General features: G+C 70.6%; 13 protein-coding genes and 2 tRNA genes. 3 read left to right on the top strand and 12 right to left on the bottom strand.

Going from position 1 to position 16,773, the window contains the following annotated elements:
• Nucleotides 1-142: 142 nt before the first annotated feature.
• The 4 genes from ACIQ7M_RS16610 to ACIQ7M_RS16595 all read right to left on the bottom strand — a co-directional run bounded on the left by ACIQ7M_RS16610 (nucleotide 143) and on the right by ACIQ7M_RS16595 (nucleotide 5,949).
• A tRNA-Met gene (locus tag ACIQ7M_RS16610) sits at nucleotides 143-216 on the bottom strand.
• A gap of 551 nt (nucleotides 217-767) precedes the next feature.
• Nucleotides 768-2,618: a sel1 repeat family protein gene (locus ACIQ7M_RS16605; protein WP_403644381.1), complete on the bottom strand. Its 1,851-nt coding sequence runs from the start codon at nucleotides 2,616-2,618 to the stop codon at nucleotides 768-770.
• Between the two features lie 226 nt (nucleotides 2,619-2,844).
• Nucleotides 2,845-2,918: transfer RNA gene (locus ACIQ7M_RS16600), tRNA-Met, on the bottom strand.
• A gap of 43 nt (nucleotides 2,919-2,961) precedes the next feature.
• Nucleotides 2,962-5,949: a UPF0182 family protein gene (locus ACIQ7M_RS16595; protein ID WP_386985678.1), complete on the bottom strand. Its 2,988-nt coding sequence runs from the start codon at nucleotides 5,947-5,949 to the stop codon at nucleotides 2,962-2,964.
• Nucleotides 5,950-6,113: 164 nt separating this feature from the next.
• On the opposite strand from ACIQ7M_RS16595, the gene ACIQ7M_RS16590 reads away from it, so the two are divergent.
• Nucleotides 6,114-6,656: a PPA1309 family protein gene (locus ACIQ7M_RS16590; protein WP_386985675.1), complete on the top strand. Its 543-nt coding sequence runs from the start codon at nucleotides 6,114-6,116 to the stop codon at nucleotides 6,654-6,656.
• 72 nt (nucleotides 6,657-6,728) lie between these two features.
• On the opposite strand, the gene ACIQ7M_RS16585 is transcribed toward ACIQ7M_RS16590, so the two are convergent.
• From ACIQ7M_RS16585 to ACIQ7M_RS16570, 4 genes are all read right to left on the bottom strand, one after another.
• Entirely contained in the window at nucleotides 6,729-7,826 is a 1,098-nt protein-coding gene (locus ACIQ7M_RS16585; protein ID WP_389846123.1) for a PDZ domain-containing protein, read from the bottom strand.
• Between the two features lie 241 nt (nucleotides 7,827-8,067).
• Nucleotides 8,068-8,253 (bottom strand): hypothetical protein, encoded by a 186-nt coding sequence (locus ACIQ7M_RS16580; protein WP_355763908.1) that lies wholly within the window; start codon nucleotides 8,251-8,253, stop codon nucleotides 8,068-8,070.
• A gap of 160 nt (nucleotides 8,254-8,413) precedes the next feature.
• Nucleotides 8,414-8,875, bottom strand: coding sequence for a molybdenum cofactor biosynthesis protein MoaE (locus tag ACIQ7M_RS16575; protein WP_403644376.1), 462 nt, complete (start codon nucleotides 8,873-8,875; stop codon nucleotides 8,414-8,416).
• A gap of 363 nt (nucleotides 8,876-9,238) precedes the next feature.
• Complete coding sequence (locus ACIQ7M_RS16570; protein ID WP_355763902.1) at nucleotides 9,239-10,354, bottom strand: SDR family oxidoreductase; 1,116 nt, start codon at nucleotides 10,352-10,354, stop codon at nucleotides 9,239-9,241.
• 190 nt (nucleotides 10,355-10,544) lie between these two features.
• Here ACIQ7M_RS16570 and ACIQ7M_RS16565 point away from each other — a divergent pair, with 190 nt between their 5' ends.
• Together ACIQ7M_RS16565 and ACIQ7M_RS16560 are read left to right on the top strand one after the other, a co-directional pair.
• Nucleotides 10,545-12,038 (top strand): zinc-dependent metalloprotease, encoded by a 1,494-nt coding sequence (locus ACIQ7M_RS16565; protein ID WP_403644372.1) that lies wholly within the window; start codon nucleotides 10,545-10,547, stop codon nucleotides 12,036-12,038.
• Nucleotides 12,035-12,556 (top strand): NUDIX hydrolase, encoded by a 522-nt coding sequence (locus ACIQ7M_RS16560; RefSeq protein ID WP_386986724.1) that lies wholly within the window; start codon nucleotides 12,035-12,037, stop codon nucleotides 12,554-12,556. The genes ACIQ7M_RS16565 and ACIQ7M_RS16560 overlap by 4 nt, the downstream gene beginning before the upstream one ends.
• Nucleotides 12,557-12,690: 134 nt before the next feature.
• On the opposite strand, the gene ACIQ7M_RS16555 is transcribed toward ACIQ7M_RS16560, so the two are convergent.
• From ACIQ7M_RS16555 to ACIQ7M_RS16540, 4 genes are all read right to left on the bottom strand, one after another.
• Nucleotides 12,691-13,446, bottom strand: coding sequence for an AIM24 family protein (locus ACIQ7M_RS16555; RefSeq protein ID WP_355763894.1), 756 nt, complete (start codon nucleotides 13,444-13,446; stop codon nucleotides 12,691-12,693).
• 16 nt (nucleotides 13,447-13,462) lie between these two features.
• Nucleotides 13,463-14,143, bottom strand: coding sequence for an AIM24 family protein (locus ACIQ7M_RS16550; protein WP_355763893.1), 681 nt, complete (start codon nucleotides 14,141-14,143; stop codon nucleotides 13,463-13,465).
• A gap of 11 nt (nucleotides 14,144-14,154) precedes the next feature.
• Nucleotides 14,155-15,834, bottom strand: coding sequence for a TerD family protein (locus ACIQ7M_RS16545; RefSeq protein ID WP_403644367.1), 1,680 nt, complete (start codon nucleotides 15,832-15,834; stop codon nucleotides 14,155-14,157).
• 126 nt (nucleotides 15,835-15,960) lie between these two features.
• Nucleotides 15,961-16,557 (bottom strand): M48 family metallopeptidase, encoded by a 597-nt coding sequence (locus tag ACIQ7M_RS16540; RefSeq protein ID WP_355763887.1) that lies wholly within the window; start codon nucleotides 16,555-16,557, stop codon nucleotides 15,961-15,963.
• Nucleotides 16,558-16,773: the final 216 nt, after the last annotated feature.

The raw sequence follows: 16,773 nt of genomic DNA, 5'->3' as shown, positions 1-16,773 counted from the left end.
ACTCACCAGAGCCGCCCTCTGCTCTCCGTTCACTGTCCATTGCCGACCGGCGCTGTTCACTGTTCGCTACCGCGTTTCCGTGCGGGACCCGCAAACGCACCGAGGGCCGGAACCCTTTCGGATTCCGGCCCTCGGCCTTCAGTAGCGGGGACAGGATTTGAACCTGCGACCTCTGGGTTATGAGCCCAGCGAGCTACCGAGCTGCTCCACCCCGCGTCGATGAACTGAACAGTACGTCAAGACGGTGGCCCGCGCAAATCCATTAACAGGGCGGCCCGACGGCCACCCGGCGGACCTGAGTGCGGCGCGATCCCCGGCGGGGGCGGCAGGTCCCGGCCGGGTCGGCGCCATCCCCGGCGGGGGCCCAGCCGGGGCAGATCCCGCGAGTCGGTGCGGCTCCAGGCGGGCTGGCAGATCCCGGGCAAACCATCGCGACTCTCAGCGGGGCAGCAGATCCCGGGTAAGCCGGTGCGGCTCCAGGCAGGGTGGTGCCCTCCCCAGCGGGACGGCAGGCCTCTGCTGCGCCACGCCGTCCCCCGCTGGGGACAGCTCCCAGGTGATACGGCGCGGCCCCCGGCGGGACAGCAGGTCCCGGACGGACAGGCGCAGTCCCGGCAGGACCCGCCCAGCCAACCTCCCGCCCAGCGGATGCCGCCCCGTTCGGCCGGTGGCCCGTCCGGCCACCCCGCACCCGATCAGTGCCAGGGCCGTCCGGCCACCCGCACCCGATCAGCGCCAGGCCCGACCGGCCCTCGGCCGCCCCACCCTCACGCCGACAGTTCCTCGCGCAAGGCGTCCCGCAGTCGTGCCGCCCGCTCGGCGACCTCCGCCGGGCCCAGCGACACGGCCCGATCGGCCCAGCGCTGGCCCTCGGCAAGCTCCCCGCGCCGCGCGTACACGAGCGCCAGCCGGAGCGCCGCCCGCCCGTGGCCCGCGTCGGCCGCGCGGGTCCACCACAGCGCCGCTTCCGGCTCACTGCCCTCGCGGGCCAGCAGCAGCCCGAGGTTGAAGGCCCCGTTGCGCGACCCGGCCTCGGCGGCCTCGCGGTACCAGCGCGCCGCCTCCACGACGTCGCCCCGCGCCGCGGCCAGCATCCCGACCCGCACCTGCGCACGCCGGTGCCCCTGGGACGCGGCCCGCTCGTACCACTCCTCGCACTCGCTCTTCTCCTGCGCGGGCTCCCCGAGTTCATGCGCGGGCGCAGGGGGCCGCCGGGCGTCGAGCACGGCGGCGAGGCGGTACGCGGCCTCGGCGCTGCCCCCTCCCGCGGCGCACCGCAGATGCCGCTCGGCAGCCGGCTCGTCGCCCTCCCGCAGCCGCGCGATGCCCACCTGGAGCGCCGCCTCCGTGTGACCGGCGGCGGCCGCGCGCTCGTACCACCGCAGCGCCGCGGCGTCGTCGCTCTCGGTGGCGCGCCCGGCGTGCAGGATGCCGAGGTTGAACGCGGCGTCCACGCTCCCGGCCTCCGCGGCCTTGGAGAACCAGGGCTCGGCCCCGGCCGCGTCGCCGACCTGGAGCAGCAGGATCGCCAGGGCGTTGGCCGCCTCGCGGTGACCGGCGTACGCCGCCCTGCGATACCACTGCTCGGCCTGCGCGGTCCGCCCCTGCTCGGCGCAGAGCAGCCCGAGGTTGTACGCGCCGTTCACGTCACCCGCGTCCATCGCGGCGCGGTACCACCGCTCGGCGGTCTGGGTCTCACCCCGCTCGGCGTGCAGCGCGCCCAGCGCGTTGGCGGCGTTCCCGTCCCCGTCCTGGGCGGCCCGCAGCCACCAGACGGCGGCACTGTCGGGGTCCCCGGCGTCGCGCAGCAGGAACCCGAGGGCGCACGCGGCACGCGCCTCCCCGTCCTTGGCGGAGGTCAGATACCAGCGCCCGGCCTCCTTGAGATCGCCGCGCTTCTCCAGGATGGCCCCGAGATGCAGCGCGGCCCTGCGGTGCCCACGCGCGGCGGCCTGCCGGTACCACTGCTCGGCGGCCTGTCCGGCGGCACCGATGACACCGTTGTCACCCACGGCCTCGCCCGAGTCCAGCGCTTTGCGGTCGAGCGTGCGCGCCAGCCGGTACGCGGCCTCGCGGTGCCCTCGCTCGGCGGCGGCCCGCATCCACTGCTCGGCACCCACGTCGCTACGATGCTCCAGCAGATCGGCGAGAGCGTAGGCGCCCAGGGCGTGGCCCTGTTCGGCGGACTGGCGCAGCCAGTACTCGGCGGCGGGCTCGTCACCGCGCTCGCGGTGGTGCCGGCCGAGCGCGTGCGCGGCGGCGGCACTGCCGGCGACGGCGGCGATCCGCCACCATCCGGCGGCCTCGTCGGCGTATCCGCGCTGGTGGAGGAGGACACCCAGATTGTTGGCGGCGGCACGGTCACCCGCGGCGGTGGCCGCGCGCAACTGCGGTTCGGCAGCGTCGAGATCGCCGCGGCGCAGCAGCATGGCCCCGAGGACGCTCATCGCCTCGACGTCGCCGGCCTCCGCGGCCGACCACTGGCGCGCCTCCTCGGCAGCCTCGCCGGTCTCGTCCCGGTCGGAGGGCTGCGTGAGGTCCGCCGGCTGCTCAAAGTCGGCAGACTGCGCAAACCGCCCTGTATCCAACAGAGTTGCCTTGTCCCCCATAACGTCCATCGTCGCACCACCTGCTACCTGGGTACACCTGGTATACCGCAGCCAGTGAGGTCACTTCAGCGTTTTGTCGACATGCCCACAGAGAGACAAGTCAAACACAGAACGCTCAACTCCCCTCGCATGTCGCGGCACTTCAAACGAGTCGGCAGGTCACCGGCGCGCCCCGGCGTGGCGTCACACGTCGAAGGCCCGGATCCATGAACTGGATCCGGGCCTTCGACTTGAGTAGCGGGGACAGGATTTGAACCTGCGACCTCTGGGTTATGAGCCCAGCGAGCTACCGAGCTGCTCCACCCCGCGCCGTTGTGACTCAACCGTACCACGGCGCGAGGTGGGCTCCTGATCAGCCGGTTCCCGAGCTCTTCTCACTGCTCGGGCTGCCGCTCGGGCTGGGGCTGCCGCTGGGACCACTGCCCTTGTCCGTGCTCTTGTCCGTACTCTTGTCGGCCGACTTGTCCGCACCGGAACCGCCGGCGGTCTTGTCCGCCTTGGCCTGCGCGTCCTCGGCCCGCTTCAGCGCGTCCTCGAGGTCCTTCTGCGCCTCGCCGTACGCCTTCCAGTCGCCCTTCTTGAGGGCTTCCTGGCCCTGGTCGAAGGCCTTCTGGGCGTCGGCGAGCGCGGCCTGGACCGTCGGGTTGCTCGACGTGGGCGGTTTCGTGGTGCTCTCTTCCGGCGGCGCGGTCGAACTCTCCGCTCCGAAGACCTTGTTGAGCGCCTCGCCCAGGGTGTCCTCGAAGGCGGTGCTGCCTCCGTAGGTCACCAACACCTTGCGCAGCAGCGGGTACTTGAGGTCGCCACCGCGCACGTAGACCGGTTCCACGTAGAGCAGTCCGCCGTCGAGCGGCACGGTCAGCAGGTTGCCGTACTCGACTTCCGAGTCGCCGCCTCTGAGGAGTCTGATGGACTCGGCGATGGACGGTTCGGAGTTGAACTGGCTCTGCACCCGCTTGGGTCCGTCGACCGTTCTGCCGGTCGGCAGTTTCAACACGCTGATCTTGCCGTAACCGGGCGTCCCCGCCTCGGCATTGACCGACACGAACGCGCTCAGGTTGTCCCGGCCGTTCGGTGTCATCGTCGTCGTCAGCGAGAACGCCTGCGACGACTGCCCCGGCAGCTTCATGCTCAGGTAGTACGGAGGCACCGCGCTGCCCGACTTGTTGGTCGGGTCGTCCGGGACCTGCCACACCTCGCTGCCACTCAGGAACGTCTGGGCGTCCTTCACGTGGTAGCGGGTGAGCAGTTCGCGCTGGACCTTGAACAGGTCCTGCGGGTACCGCAGATGGGCCATCAGCTCCGGCGAGATCGACTTCTTCGACTCCACCGTGTCCGGGAACGCCTTCATCCAGGTCTTCAGGACCGGGTCCTCGGTGTCCCACTGGTAGAGCTTGACCGCGCCGGTGTACGCGTCGACGGTCGCCTTCACCGAGTTGCGGATGTAGTTGACCTGGTTCTGCTGGGCCACCACCGCGCGCTGGTCGTTGGCCGCCGTCAGCGAGTCCGCCGTGGTGTCGCCGAGCGTGGTGCGCGAGGCGTACGGATAGCCGTTGGTGGTGGTGTACGCGTCGACGATCCACTGGATCTTCCCGTCGACGACCGCCGGGTAGGCGTCGCCGTCGATGGTCAGCCAGGGGGCCACCGCCTCGACCCGCTCCTTGGGCGTGCGGTTGTAGAGGATCCGCGAACCCTCGCCGATCGCGCCCGAGTACAAGATCTGCGGCTCGCCGAACGCCACCGCGTACGCGGCCCGGTTGACCGGGCTCGCCAGGCTGACCCCGCTCTTGCCCTTGTAGCTGGTGGTCTTCTCACCGTTGTCGTCGGAGTAGTCGATCTCCTTCTGGGGACCGCCGACGATCGAGTACTGGGTGGTCTTCTCGCCGTAGTAGACCTGCTGCTCGTACGAGCCGAGGTCGCCCTTGGACGGCAGGTTGTACTCGGTGAAGACCGGGCGGCCCTCGCTGTCGGCCGTGGTGCCCTTGGCCGCGACGACGCCGTATCCGTGCGTGTAACGGAAGTGGTCGTTGATCCAGTTGTTCTTCGGGATGCCCGCGAGGTTCAGCTCGCGCAGACCGAGGACGGTGTCCTGCTCCTTGCCGTCCTTGCTGTACCGGTCGACGTCCAGGTTCGACGGGAAGCCGTAGTAGTTCCGGACCTGCTGGAGCTGCTGAAAGGTCGGCGACACGATGTTCGGGTCCATCAGGCGGATGCTCGCGACGGTGTCGGCGTCGTCACGGAGTTCGGCCTTGTCCTTGGTGTCGCTCGCCCCGGCGTAGTCCTGCACATCGGTGCCGGCGATCCCGTACGCGTCGCGGGTCGCCTTGAGGTTCTTCTCGACGTACGGAGCTTCCTTGGCCTGCTCGTTCGGCTCGACCTGGAACTTCTGGACTATCGCGGGGTACAGGCCGCCGATGAGGACGGCGGACAGCACCATGAGGCCGAAGCCGATCACCGGGAGCTGCCAGGTGCGCCGCCACAGCGTCGCGAAGAAGAGCAGCGCGCAGATGACGGCGATGCAGAACAGGATCGTCTTGGCGGGCAGATACGCGTTCGCGTCGACGTACCGCAGACCCGTCCAGTTGCCGGTCGCCTTGAAGTCGCTGGACTTCACCGCGAGCCCGTACCGGTCGAGCCAGTAGGCGACCGCCTTCAGGGCGACGAAGACGCCGAGGAGCACCGAGAGGTGTCCGGTGGCCGCGGCCGTGGCACGCGCTCCGGGGCTGGTGATCCGCAGGCCGCCGTACAGGTAGTGCGTGAGCGCGGCGGCGATCAGCGAGAGCACGGCGGCGGCGAAGCCGAAGCCGAGCAGGAAGCGGTACCAGGGCAGGTCGAAGGCGTAGAACGAGACGTCGAGGTGGAACTGCGGGTCCTTCTGGTGGAAGGGAACTCCGTTCACCCACATCAGCCACGTGCGCCACTGGCCCGAGGCGGACGCGCCGGCGATCAGCCCCACCAGGGACGTGATCGCGAGCAGCAGCCAGCGCTTGTAGGGCGCGATGCCCATGCGGTACCGGTCGAGGCTCTGCTGCTCCATCGACATGGCGCTCAGCGGCGGACGCAACCGGTGCGCCAGCCAGATGTTGAACCCCACCGCGGCCGCCATCAGCAGACCGAAGACGAAGAAGAGCCCGATCTTGGTCCACAGCGTGGTGGTGAAGACCGACGAATAGTGGACCGAGCGGTACCAGAGCCAGTCCGTCCAGAACCCCGCGAACATGACGAAGGCCATGGCCAGCACGGCCAGCACGCCCAGTGTCATGAGCAGGGTCCGGACACGCCGGGACGGCCGGCCCACTCTGATCCGTGGCCCCGTCGGGCCTCCGCCGCGGTCCGGCATCTGGAAAGCCAAGGTGCGCACCTCGAAGTCGCTGTCGATTCCATCAGGCCCCCATGTCGGTGGACCGTCAGCAAGGCTCCGTGATCGGGGAGCCTCATCTATGCAACTTACTCACGCTTTACTCGGTTCCCGATTCAGGTCACGAACGAGGCAGGATTGTGACCATGTCCAACACTCCCATGGCAGCGAGCCCCCTGACCCGGGCCGTACTCGAGATCGACGAGTACGCCTCCGGCCTCGGCTGGGACCAGCCCGCCCGCCTCTTCGCCCTCGTAGACACCGCACGGCTGCGGTCCCAGGAACCCGGCCTCGCCGCTCAGCTCGGTCTGGAGCACGAGCAGGAGACCACCGGTCTCACCCCCGTCGAGCAGGAAGAGATCCCTGCCGGCAAGCCGCTGGACGAGTTCCTCGGCACCATCGCCTGGCCCGACGCCGTCGTCGGCTGCGCCCTCACCGTCGAGCGGCTGATGCTGCCGCCGTCCGCCGAGGGTTCGGTCCCTGAGGGTCTGAGCGGCAAGAAGCTCACCCAGTGGGTCGCCGCGCACCCGGACCGTCAGGAGGTGCGCATGACGGTCGGTGTCCTGCGCGACGGCACCCGTGACTCGGCACTGCGGCTGCGCGAGAAGGACGCGGCCACCGAGGTGCTCACGGGCGCGGGTCTCGTACCGGGCCTCGCGGAGGCGCTGTCGGCGACGTTCGCGGACTGACCGGCGCACGGACGTGGCCGGGGGCGCTCCGCATGTCGCGGAGCGCCCCCGGCCACGGAGGAGCGGTGTCCCTCAGCCCTTGGTGGAGCAAGAGGGCAGGTCGGAGGTCCGGCCCGCTCCGATGTCCTTGAGGGCCTTCATCGCGTCGTCGAGGGTGTCGACCTTGACGAGCCTGAGCCCGTCGGGGGTGTCCTTGGCGGCCTCGGCGCAGTTGTCCTTGGGCGTCAGGAAGTACTGGGCACCCTTGTTGCGCGCGCCGACCGTCTTCATGTCGATGCCGCCGATCGGGCCGACCTTGCCGTTGTCGTCGATGGTGCCCGTGCCGGCCACGAACTTGCCTCCGGTGAGGTTCCCCGGAGTGAGCTTGTCCACGATGCCGAGCGAGAACATCAGACCGGCGCTCGGACCGCCGACGTCGGCGAGCTTGATGTCGATCGTGAACGGGAACGTGTGATCGGTGCCGGCCGAGATCCCGACGACGGCTCGGTCGGTGCCGTCGTCGTCGGACTTGACCGTGGTGATCGTCACATCCTTGGTCGCGGTCGCCGTCGTGTGCTCCTTCGTGGCGGCGGCCTGCTCCTTGGCGGGCACGATCGTGAACACGACCTTCTCGCCCGGCTTGTGCTTGGTGACGAGCTTCGCGACGTCGTCGGGCGCCTTCACGGTCGTACCGTCGACGGCCTTGATGACGTCACCGGCGTGCAGTCGTCCCTCGGCCGGAGAGTCCTTGACGACGGTGGAGACGATCACCCAGGACTTCACGGGGATGCCCAGCTCCTTCAGGGCGGACACCTTGGCGCTCTCCTGGGACTGGCTGAACTCCTCGGCGTTCTCCTGCGTCGACTCCTGCTCGGTCTTGCCGTCCGGGTAGAGCGTGTCGTGCGGCACGATCTTGCTGTCGTGCGCCAGCCATCCGTACACGGCCTCGACGAGGTTCATGTTGTAGTCGGCGCTCGTGACCCGGACCGTGGTCATGTTCAGGTGCCCGGTCGTCGGGTACGTCTTGCGGCCCGCGATCTGCAGCACCGGCTCGCCGTCGTGGTCACCCAGTGTGTTCACCGTGGGACCCGGCGACATCTCCGAGTACGGCACTTTGATGAACACTCCCGCGCACAGGAGCGCGATCAGGATCAGAGTGGAGGCGAGCATCGTCGCGGTGCGGCGTGGCATGGAACGACAGTACGGGACGGTGATGTAAGCGCACCGTCCGGGCCGTCCGTACGTGGTGGCTCCGGAACACGCCCGAACGGCGCGAAAGCCGTGTTCCGGGCGTTGCCGCGCCGCGTTCCGCGCGCTTCGGGACCACCCGGGCAGGATCCCGACGGACCGGGCCCGCGGCACGGTCCGTCGAACGGGTTCCTCGAACGCCCGGACCCGTCACCTCCGCGTGCGGGGGACGGACCCGTGGGCCTCAGACCGCGTCGGAGTGGGACTTCTCCCGGACATCCGTCCGCTCCATGGCCTCACGGAAACGCGTGTATCCGGCGAGCTCGACACCATCTCCCGCGGCTTTGCGATTCCGGCCGGCCCAACTACCCCACAGACCGGCACCGATCGCGGCCATCAGCGGAATCAGCAACCAGGCAAGCGCCGCCATGTCGACCTCCGAACCCCATGAGCGACCGCAACTGACTGATCAGCAGATTAACCATCCGCAGTGTCAACGCTCACGGCAGGGCCCCGGTTACGCAACCGGACGGCGGTATCCGGTCGGCCGGGCCCCATGGGCGCCGGGTATCCGGACAATCCGGTCGGTCTCAGCAGGCGCCGACCCATTCCTCGGTGCCGTCGGAGAACCTCTGGTGCTTCCAGATCGGCACCTCGTGCTTGAGGTCGTCGATGAGCATGCGGCAGGCCTCGAAGGCCTCGCTCCGGTGCGGGCACGACACAGCGACGATCACGGCCAGGTCCCCGACACGCAGGTCGCCCACCCGGTGAACGGCGGCCATCGCCCGCACCGGATGGGTGGCGGCCACCCTCTCCGCGACGCGGCGCATCTCCGCCTCGGCGGTGGGGTGGGACGAGTACCCGAGCTCGTCGACGTCGGCACCCCCGTCGTGATTCCGCACGGTCCCCACGAACAACGCGGTCCCCCCGGCGGCGTCGTCCCCGACGGCCTTGAAGACCTCGTCGAGGGAGAGCGGTTCGTCGCGGATCGCGAGCAGCCGGATCGGGTCCTGCGCGGCCCGCTCACCGGGGTGGTCATAGGTAGGTGCCATGCCCCCCATCGTGCCGCACCCCGCCGACCCCGAGGAATACACCTTTCCCCCGGCACGCACGCGCCCCACTTGGAGCCTCCTCCAGGACGCCTTCGGCCATCCGGGCGCCCCGGGGCGGGGACGGCCGTACGGAACGGGCGAGGCCCGCACCCCGGCCCGGGTCACATCACGGCTTGGCGAAGCACGGCGCGGTTCGGCGCTGCACGGCGCGGTTCGGCACGGTGCGGTGCGGTTCGGCACGGTGCGGTGCGGTGCGGCACGGTTCGGCGGCGCCCGGCTCGGCGTCGACCACGCCGGTAGGCCCCGCCGGGATCGACGCCCCGGCGCCGTTCACCCCGTTGGCGCAGTGGTGCGGCGCCGGTGTCAGAACCTGCGCCGGGCCTTGCGGGCCCGGCGGACCACCGCGGCCGCGCCCAGCAGGGCCACCGTCGCGCCCGCCGCGCCCGCCGCGGTCGCGTCCTTGCGGCCCAGCCGCCGGCCGGCCACCGTGTGCCGCCCCGCGACCTCCTCCAGCAGCTCCGCCAGGACCTCCTCGTTGGTCCAGCGCGGCCGCCATCCGGCGTCGTGCAAGCGGCTCCCGCTGACCACCCAGGGGTACATCGTGTAGGCGAGGTCCCCGGCGGGCGAGGGGGTGAGCCCGATCCGGTGGAGCCGCGCGGCGGCGCCCAGCGCGACCGCGGACGGCAGCTCCATCCGCCGGATCCCGCTCAGCTCCTCCACCTCCTCCTGCTCCAGCCACCCGTCGCACCCGACGGCCAGCTCGCCCTCGACCTTTTCGACGACGGCGTACTCCAACGCGGCGCACAGGTCCTCGACGTGGCAGAACTGCCAGGCGGGCCTCGACCCCGCCACCACGAGCAGCCGGGGAGACTCGAAATACCTGGTCAGGGCGGTGTCCGAGCCGCCGCCGACGAGTACCGCGGGCCGCACGACGGTCACGTTCAGCCCGGGGTGCGCCCGCGGCGCGCGGCGCGCGAGCCGCTCGATCTCCAGCAGGTCGCCGACACCCGTCGCCTCGGCCGTCGCCCGCAGCTCGGCGTCCTCGGACAGGGGCAGCTCGTTGTCGGGCAGCGCTCCGTAGACCATCGCGGACGTGCACAGCACGACCCGGTGGACCCCGGCCGCCGCCGCGGCGGTGAGCACGGTCTGCGTCCCGCGGACGTTGTACGCCGTCCGGGCCGCCGCGTCCGTCTCCAGATCGAGGTCGAGCGCCAGATGGACCACGACGTCCGCTCCGCGCAGCTTCTCGGCGATCGCCGGGTCCCGGACGTCCAGGATGTGCCACTGGGCGTCGGCGCAGTCGCCGCGCCGCTCGTCGATGGCGACGACCTGCCGGATCTCCTCGCTGGCGGCCAGCCGCTCGGTGAGCAGCGCGCCCACACCGGCCGCCGCGCCGGTGACCGCGACGACGGGGCCGCGCGAGGCTGGGCTGGTTGAGTGGTTTCGCGCTGCGCGAACCTGCGGATCTGGGGAACTCACCGGGCGTCTCCAGCGGTTGTCTTCAGTAATGGACGCGTGTGACGCGTCCCTACCAGGTGGCATCCATCCTGCCGCAGGCGACGAGTCGGCGAAGCACCGAGGCCCGATCGGGTTCAGGTGTCTACGCTGGGTGGTGTTGTGGGCAGCCGCCGTCGGCACGAACCGGCGGCCTTACCAGCCGAGGAATCCCGTGAGTGACACCCCATTCGGATTCGGCCTTCCGCCGGAGGAGCCGGACAACGGCGACGAGGGCAAGAAGAAGGACCAGCAGAGCGGCGGTGGTCAGGGACCGTTCGGTTTCGGGCTGCCCGGAGCCGGCGGCCCCGGAGCCGACAATCCGCTCGCAGCGATGTTCGGTTCGATGAACCCCAACGACCTGGGCGCCGCGTTCCAGCAACTGGGCCAGATGCTCTCGTACGAGGGCGGCCCGGTGAATTGGGACATGGCCAAGCAGATCGCCCGGCAGACGGTCGCCCAGGGCACCTCGGACGGCACCAAGGACGCGAGCGTCGGACAGTCCGAGCGGCTCGCGGTCGAGGAGGCCGTCCGTCTGGCCGATCTGTGGCTGGACGACGCGACGTCCCTGCCGTCCGGTGCCGCCTCCGCGCTGGCCTGGAGCCGGGCGGAGTGGGTCGAGGCGACCCTGCCGGTGTGGAAGGAACTCGTGGACCCGGTCGCCGAGCGGGTCGGCGCGGCCATGGGCGATGTGCTGCCCGAGGAGATGCAGGCCATGGCGGGCCCGCTGATCGGCATGATGCGCTCCATGGGCGGCGCCATGTTCGGTACGCAGATCGGCCAGGCCGTCGGCGTGCTCGCGGGCGAGGTCGTCGGCTCGACCGACATCGGTCTGCCGCTCGGCCCGGTCGGCAAGGCCGCGCTGCTGCCGCTGAACATCGAGTCGTTCGGCAAGGACCTGAGCGTGCCCCAGGAGGAGGTGCGGCTCTACCTCGCCCTGCGCGAGGCCGCCCACCAGCGCCTCTTCGCACACGTGCCGTGGCTCCGCTCGCACCTGTTCGGCGCTGTCGAGGGATACGCGCGCGGGATCAAGGTCGACACCGCGAAGCTGGAGGACGTGGTCGGCCAGTTCGACCCGCAGAACCCCGAGGAGCTCCAGCAGGCGCTCCAGCAGGGCATGTTCCAGCCGGAGGACACGCCGGAGCAGAAGGCCGCGCTGGCCCGCCTGGAGACGGCGCTCGCGCTGGTCGAGGGATGGGTGGACGCGGTCGTCCACTCGGCGGCCAAGCCGCGTCTCTCGTCGGCCGACGCGCTGCGCGAGACGCTGCGCCGCCGCCGCGCCACGGGCGGCCCAGCCGAACAGACGTTCGCCACGCTGATCGGTCTGGAGCTGCGCCCGCGCCGGCTGCGCGACGCCTCGCGCCTGTGGGCCTCGCTCACCGACGCGCGCGGTGTGGACGGCCGGGACGGCCTGTGGGCTCACCCGGACATGCTGCCGACGGCGTCGGACCTGGACGACCCGGACGGCTTCGTGCACCGCGAGCACATGGACTTCTCGGAGCTCGACAAGATGCTGGGCGAGGCCGCGAGCGGCACCGCGGGAAAGCCGGACCTGAAGAAGCACGACACCCCCGAGGGCTCCGAGGGCTCCGAGGGCTCCGAGGGCTCCGAGGGCTCCGAGGGCACTGACGGCTCCAAGGACTCCGGCAAGGGCGACGGCACCGAGTGAGCCTGCACGACGACGCGGTCCTCGTGCTGAAGAGCCACGAGGGCCAGGACGAACTGCGCCAGGTCTATCTGGACCACCTGTCCGAGCATGCGGACGGGATGTGGAAGGCGTGCGAGGCCGGGCACGTCACGGCGAGCGCCCTGGTGATCGATCCGTCGCGCGGCCGCGTCCTGCTGACGCTGCACCGCAAGCTGCGGATGTGGCTGCAGATGGGCGGGCACTGCGAGCCGGGCGACGCGACCCTGGCCGAGGCCGCCCTGCGCGAGGCGGCCGAGGAGTCGGGCATCGCGGGCCTGACCCTGCTGCCGGGCGGCCCGGTGACGCTGGACCGGCACGCCATCCCGGCGCCGTGCCACTGGCACCTGGACGTCCAGTACGCGGCCCTCGCCCCGGCCGACGCGGTCGAGGCGATCAGCGACGAGTCCCTCGATCTGCGGTGGTTCGCGTACGACGAGGTCGCCGAGGCGGCCGACGCATCGGTCGTACGACTCCTGGAGGCGACCCGCGCCCGGCTGTGACCGGCGCGAGGACCACCGACGGGTAAGAGAACCACCGATACGAAGAGGAGCACCGACGTGTAAGGGGCGACCGCCAATGGCGATCGCCCCTTACCTCTGCTCACGGAACCGTCGTAGCCCGAAGGGCGGAACGGTCAGCTCCAAGCGTTGCCCTGGTTCTGCGCGTGGACGCCCTGCTGCCCCATGCCGTACTGGGCACGCAGCCCCTGGCCGATCGCCGCGTTCTGCGGCGGCAGCAGTTCACTGGGCTGCACGAGCGCGTAACCGCTGCCCATGAAGCTGAGCTCCCAGCCCTCACCGGTGTTGCCCCGGCGCCGCCACACACCCGAGGAGTGCGTCTGGGCCTGCATCTGCACCCGCAGGCCGGTGGACCACGCGACGATCGCGTCGGCGTCGCAGTTGACGTACTTGTCCGGGGTGACCTGCATCATCAGCGGGACCCCGGAGGTCACCAGCGCGACCTTGCCGCGGCCGGTGATGTTGAGCTGGTACTTGCCGGAGCCGGAGATACCGTACTGGCTGTCCACGGCGATGACCTCGTGGTGCAGCCCGGAGTCCATCGCCAGCACATAGCTGCTGTCGACGGTCAGGCCGTCCTGGTCGACGTCGAGGATGTGCACGTGCTGGCCGAGGTTGGCGAGGTAGACCGTGCCCTGCCCGTGGCAGCGCATCAGGTCGAGACCCTCGCCGGTGTACGCACGCGCGCGGTGCTGGCTGTTGTTCTGGTACTCGGCGTCGAACTCGACGAGACCCTGGTACGCGACCATGGTGCCCTTGCGGGCGAGGATGTCGTCGTGACCCTCCAGGACGATGCGCAGCATCTGCGAGTTCTGCAGGCTGTAACGGTCCTGGGTCTGCTGCTCGTTGTAGCCGAAAAGCGGGCTCTGCATGATGTCCTGCTCCCCCTCAGCCCCGGACTCGGAGGCGGTCGGTGCTGTCCTCGCTGGGCTGGACGACGACGATGCCCTGCCCGGAGAACGCCATCTGGAACGCCTCGCCGCTGCCACGTCCGATGAGCGACTGTGCCTTGAAGCTGCGCTTGCCCTTCACCTTGAGGTTCGGGGACCAGGCGACGAGCGCGTCCGGGTCGACGTACGTCTCGTCCTCACCGCCGCCGCAGTCGACCACGATCGGCTTGCCGCGGGAGGTCAGCGCCACCCAGCCCTGGCCGGAGATCTTGGTGTTCCACAGACCCTGCCCGGCGAACTTGGCGAGCCCCTTGACCCGCTCGACGCCCCAGGTGAGGTGGGCGTCGAAGGCGAGCAGATTGGTCGCGTTGACGGAGATCGCGTCACCGTTGAGGTTGATGACGACGACGTTCGCCCCGTAGTCGGCGAGGTAGAGCAGGCCGTCGCCGGCGCACTTCATGAGGGGCGCGCCCTCGCCGGTCATCCAGTCACGGGCGATCTGGCGCACGGCGGGCGGGTTGGGCTCGTACTGGACGAACCCTTCGTAGGCGACCATCGACCCCACGCGCGCGAGGAGGTCGTTTCCGGTCTGCATGGCGACCTTCAGCATGTGATTGCCGTGGTTCTCCATGCGCGCGGTGACGGGTGCAGGGGCGAAGCCCGCGAGTGGCTGGTTCATGACGGGCTCCCTCAGACCTCGTACGGCTGGACGACGACGAAATTGCCGGGCGCGGCACGGAACTGGAGGTTCACGCTCTCGCCCGTGTCTCCGGCGTAGGCGTTGCGGCGCATCCTCACCTGGCTGGAGACGATCACCTGCGCGGCGGCGGACCAGGCGACGACGGCGTTGCAGTCGGCGAACGTCGTGGGCGTCACCGGCAGGACGACGGGCGCGCCGTGCGTCTTGACGACGATGGTGCCCGTGCCCTGGAACTGCATCGTGAACAGCGCGCCCCCGGGGATGCCGTGCCCCTCGATGCGACGGACCTCGTACTGGAGGGACTCGTCGAAGGCGAGGACGTTCTCCGCGGAGACACAGATCGCGTCTCCCTGGAGCTCGATGGGGTGCACGTGGGTGGCGTTCTCGGCGAAGAACACCTGGCCCTGGCCGGTGCAGCGCATGAGCTGCATCTCCTGGCCGGTGGCGTTGCCCACGATCCGGCCGGCGAACCCGGCGCCCTTGTAGCTGAAGTCGACCTTGCCCTGGTACAGCACCATGCTGCCCTGGCGGGCCAGTACGGGCTGACCGCCGATTCCGAGGTCGACGCGGATGAGCTTCTTGTTCTGCGGAGTCCACCGCTGGCCGGTGGGCGTCTCCTTGAAGGCACTCAGCGCGGCGGTCACACCGGCCCCGCCCTGCGGAGCGCCCTGGGGTGCGCCGTAGGGGGACGGGGCGCCGGGCTGGCCCGGGTACTGCCCGGGAGCCTGGCCCGGGATCTGACCGTAGGGCGGCTGCTGGCCGTAGCCGGGGGGTGCCGTCGGGGGCTGCTGACCGTATCCGGGAGGAGCGGTCGGTGCCTGCTGGCCGTAGCCGGGCGGCGGACCGGGCGGCTGCTGGCCGTATCCCGGCGGCGGACCGGGCGGCTGCCCGTAGGGCGCGGGGCCCGGCGGCGGGACGGTGCCACCCGGCGGGGTGTGCAGCGGCGCCACGATCGTCGGCGCGCCGTGCATCGAGGGCGCGGGGGCGGGCATGGGGGCGTGCGGCGGACCACCGGGGGGCGGCGCGAAACCCTGCGCGGGCGCCGGAGCAGGCGCGGGAGCCGGTGGCGCGCCGAACGCGGGCGGGGCGAAGGACGGAGCCGCGCCGGACTGCGGCTGCGGGGCGGCGGCGGCCGGCTCCTCCTCGGCGACCTCGCCGCCGAAGTTCTTCAGCAGCGCGTCGAGGCCGCCGTCGAAGCCCTGTCCCACCGCGGCGAAGCGCCAGACGTCCTTGAGGTAGAAGTCGCCCAGCATCACGGCGCGTTCGGTGGAGAACTCGGCACCGCTGAACGCGTACCGGGCGACCTCCTCGCCGCCTGCGACGACGCGCAGGTATCCGGGTGCGATCTGCGACATCTGTCCGGCGCCGTCGATCGTCGCCGTGAACGACAGCTTCTGGATCTGCGCCGGAATCCGGTCGAGGGTGACCCGGAAGGACTCCGTGTCGCCCGACTGCGTACCGAGAAGCTGGATGGACTCCTCGGGGGACTTCGGCTGGTTGAAGAAGACGAAGTACCGGTCGTCCGACAGCCGCTCGTCGGCGTCCAGGCCGAAGCAGCTGATGTCGAAGGTGAGTCCGGGGCCGGTGATCTGCACGCCTACGTACAGATCCGTGCCCGCGGTGAGGTCACTGATCTTGGCCTTGTGGCCGCGTTGGAATTCCCTGGCCATGCGTAACGACCGTCCCCCATCCCGAATACGAGTGCGTCGCGTCAGGCTAACGGCAAAGTCCGGAAGTGGACGAAGCCGGTGCAGACCCGGTACACAATCGCACTCCGGGCGGGACGATCCGCCCCGCTACTCGTCGCGTGCCGCCGGGAGGTGGGGCAGCCGGTCCGCGGCGACGACGCCTTCGAGGTAGCCGCGGGCGCGCTCGGTGCGCGGATAGGCCTCCAGAAGCCGCCAGAAGCGGGGCCCGTGGCCGGGCACGAGCAGATGGGCGAGCTCGTGGAGGAGGACGTAGTCGACGACGTACTCGGGCATGCCCTGGAGCCGGTGCGACAGACGGATGCTGCCCTCGGCGGGGGTGCAGGAGCCCCAGCGGGTGTTCTGATTGGTGACCCAGCGCACCGAAGACGGCCGCGCGCGACCGTCGAAATAGTGGGCCGACAGCCGCTCGGCGCGTTCGGCCAGCTCGCTGTCGCCGAGCACACGCCGGCTCTCCTGGGCGGCCAGTTTGTCGAGCATGACGGTGACCCAGCGCTTCTCCTCCGCCTCCGACATCCGGGCGGGGATGAGCACGACGGTGCGGTCGCCCTCGCGGTACGCGGAGACCGTTCTGCGCCGTCGGGCACTCCGGCGGACCTCGATCGCGCTCGCCCCCGAACCGCTCGGCGGCGGGCTCGTCGTGCTGCGCTGAGATGTCGCGACGCTGTGCGGTGGGTCGGCGGGCACGCCCCGACGTTACCTGCTGCACATGGCGAAAGTCCCGCCCCCGGGACGGTTCGATGCCGATCCGCGCCCTGCCCGATTGATTCGTACGACGAACGGTGCCATCTGTGGACAACTTTCGGCGGGGTCCGGCGGGCACGGGCATGCTGGCACTCGGTCCGCGCTGCGGGAGTGCACCGCGGACATACGGGGACGTACTACGGGTCTACGGGGGTAGGT

Source organism: Streptomyces sp. NPDC096324, assembly GCF_044763015.1.
Lineage (GTDB): Bacteria > Actinomycetota > Actinomycetes > Streptomycetales > Streptomycetaceae > Streptomyces.
Note: the sequence above shows the minus strand (reverse complement) of the source record. Positions and strands in the feature narration are given on the sequence as shown.